Consider the following 3,244-nt stretch of genomic DNA (forward strand, 5'->3'; position numbering starts at 1 on the left):
TATTTATGATTTGGTCTCTTAGAGTTGACTCTAAGGGTTAGACCAAGCACATAGATTCTCTAAATTAACTTATAAGGTGAGAGCATCCGAAAGGATGACTCTAAAGCAAAAGACATAACCATATGTCACTATCAAGTAAAGATAGTAAGGGCATACGGTGGATGCCTTGGCTATACTGGCCGAAGAAGGACGCGGTAAGCTGCGAAAAGCTACGGAGAGGTGCAAGCGACCATTGACCCGTAGATATCCGAATGGGGGAACCCGGCAGAGTAAAGCTCTGTCACCCATACCAGAGAGTATGAGGAGGGCACCTGGGGAACTGAAACATCTAAGTACCCAGAGGAAAAGTAATCAAACGAGATTCTCTTAGTAGCGGCGAGCGAACGGGGAAGAGCCCAAACCGGACTGGTTCGCCAGACCGGGGTTGAGGACTGCTGACAAGCATAAATGGGATAGACGAACCGACTTGGAACGGTCGGCCGAAGAAGGTGAAAGCCCTGTAGTCGAAATCCTGCATATGTGGAGCAGTATCCAGAGTACCACGAGACACGTGAAACCTTGTGGGAAGCAGGGGGGACCACCCTCCAAGGCAAAATACCAGTATGGACCGATAGCGCATAGTACCGTGAGGGAAAGGTGAAAAGCACCCCGGGAGGGGAGTGAAAGAGAACCTGAAACCGTATGTCTACAAACAGTCGAAGACCGTATAATTGCAGGTCGACGGCGTGCCTATTGAAGAATGAACCGGCGAGTTACTGTCACTAGCGAGGTTAAGCGGAAAACGTGGAGCCGAAGCGAAAGCGAGTCTGAATAGGGCGAAGAGTTAGTGGTAGTAGACCCGAAACCGTAGTGATCTATCCATGGCCAGGTTGAAGCACAGGTAAAATTGTGTGGAGGACCGAACTCGTGAGCGTTGAAAAGCTTTGGGATGAGTTGTGGATAGGGGTGAAATGCCAATCGAACACGGAGATAGCTGGTTCTCCCCGAAATAGCTTTAGGGCTAGCCTCATGGTAAAGAGTATAGGCGGTAGAGCTCTGATCGGGCTAGGGCCCACACCGGGTACCGAACCTAGTCAAACTACGAATGGCTATACTTATACATGGGAGTCAGACTATGAGTGATAAGGCCCATAGTCAAGAGGGAAACAGCCCAGACCACCGACTAAGGCCCCCAATGCTGCATTAAGTGGCAAAGGATGTGGAGTTTCCAAAACAACCAGGATGTTGGCTTAGAAGCAGCCACCATTTAAAGAGTGCGTAATAGCTCACTGGTCGAGAGACTCTGCGCCGAAAATGTCCGGGGCTAAAATGCAGAGCCGAAGTCGTGGCAATGGTAGTAATACCATTGGGTAGGGGAGCGTTCTTATTGGATTGAAGCAGTACCGGAAGGAGCTGTGGACTGGTAAGAAGTGAGAATGCCGGTATGAGTAGCGAAAAGAAAGGTGAGAATCCTTTCCACCGAAAGCCTAAGGGTTCCTGAGCAACGATCGTCGTCTCAGGGTAAGTCGGGACCTAAGCCGAGGCGGAAAAGCATAGGCGATGGACAACAGGTTGAAATTCCTGTACTAGTATGAATTGTTTGATCGATGGAGTGACGCAAACAGGTAGGTTAGCATGCGATTGGAAGTGCATGTTTAAGCGTGTAGGTTGAGTAATAGGTAAATCCGTTACTCTAAAAGCTGAGGCGTGATGACGAGCTCAAAAGAGCGAAGTAATTGATCCTAAGTTGCCGAGAAAAGCTTCTAGGTAGAGACATACTACCCGTACCAAAACCGACACAGGTAGGCGGGGAGAGAATCCTAAGGTGCGCGGGAAAACCCTCGTTAAGGAACTCGGCAAAATGCATCCGTAACTTCGGGAAAAGGATGACCCATGTAGTGTGAAAGCTTGTAACGGCTGGAGCATGAATGGGTGGCACAAGAGAGGCGCAAGCGACTGTTTACCACAAACACAGGTGCCTGCTAAAGCGAAAGCTGACGTATAGGTGCTGACACCTGCCCGGTGCTGGAAGGTTAAGAGGAGGGGTTAGGAGTAATCCGAAGCTCTGAATTGAAGCCCCAGTAAACGGCGGCCGTAACTATAACGGTCCTAAGGTAGCGAAATTCCTTGTCGGGTAAGTTCCGACCCGCACGAAAGGTGTAACGACTTGCGCACTGTCTCAACGAGGGACCCGGTGAAATTGAAGTACCTGTGAAGATGCAGGTTACCCGCGACTGGACAGAAAGACCCCATGGAGCTTTACTGTAACTTAGGATTGATTTTAGTTAATGAATGTACAGGATAGGTGGGAGACGTAGAAGCTAGGGCGCTAGTCTTAGTGGAGTCGCTGTTGGGATACCACCCTTTGATTAATTGAAATCTAACGGGAAGAGTAACGACCTTCCGGACAGTCCTAGGTGGACAGTTTGACTGGGGCGGTCGCCTCCTAAAGAGTAACGGAGGCGCCCAAAGGTTCCCTCAGAGCGGACGGAAATCGCTCGAAGAGTGTAAAGGCAGAAGGGAGCTTGACTGCGAGACCAACAAGTCGAGCAGGGACGAAAGTCGGGCTTAGTGATCCGGTGGTGCCGAGTGGAAGGGCCATCGCTCAACGGATAAAAGCTACCCTGGGGATAACAGGCTAATCTCTCCCAAGAGTCCATATCGACGGGGAGGTTTGGCACCTCGATGTCGGCTCATCACATCCTGGGGCTGAAGTAGGTCCCAAGGGTTCGGCTGTTCGCCGATTAAAGTGGTACGTGAGCTGGGTTCAGAACGTCGTGAGACAGTTCGGTCCCTATCCATCGCGGGCGAAAGAAACTTGAAGGGGGCTGCTCCTAGTACGAGAGGACCGGAGTGGACGAACCGCTGGTGTACCAATTATCCTGCCAAGGGTACAGTTGGGTAGCTACGTTCGGGACGGATAAACGCTGAAAGCATCTAAGCGTGAAACCAGCCTTGAGATGAGGTTTCTCATAGCATAAGCTAGTAAGATCCCATGTAGACGACATGGTTGATAGGCCAGGTGTGGAAGTGCTGCAAGGCATGGAGCTGACTGGTACTAATAGATCGAGGGCTTTACTTAAACAACAAACTTGTAAGTTAATATATTATCTTTCTATGTAGTTTTCAGGGAACACCCTGACAAATTCAGTGACGATGGCTACGAGGAACCACCTGTTCCCATCCCGAACACAGTAGTTAAGCTCGTAAACGCCGAAAGTACTTGGCTGGAAACGGCCTGGGAGGATAGGAAGTTGCTGATTAA

2 rRNA genes are annotated in these 3,244 nt (G+C 50.1%); both read left to right on the plus strand.

Features of this window, described 5'->3' with window-relative positions:
- Window positions 1–134 precede the first annotated feature (134 nt).
- Window positions 135–3,061: ribosomal RNA gene (locus tag EO111_RS08220) — 23S ribosomal RNA — on the plus strand.
- Between the two features lie 64 nt (window positions 3,062–3,125).
- Window positions 3,126–3,242, plus strand: a 5S ribosomal RNA gene (gene rrf, locus EO111_RS08225).
- Window positions 3,243–3,244: the final 2 nt, after the last annotated feature.

Origin of the sequence: Veillonella sp. CHU594, assembly GCF_003992265.1 — a bacterium.
Lineage (GTDB): Bacteria > Bacillota > Negativicutes > Veillonellales > Veillonellaceae > F0422.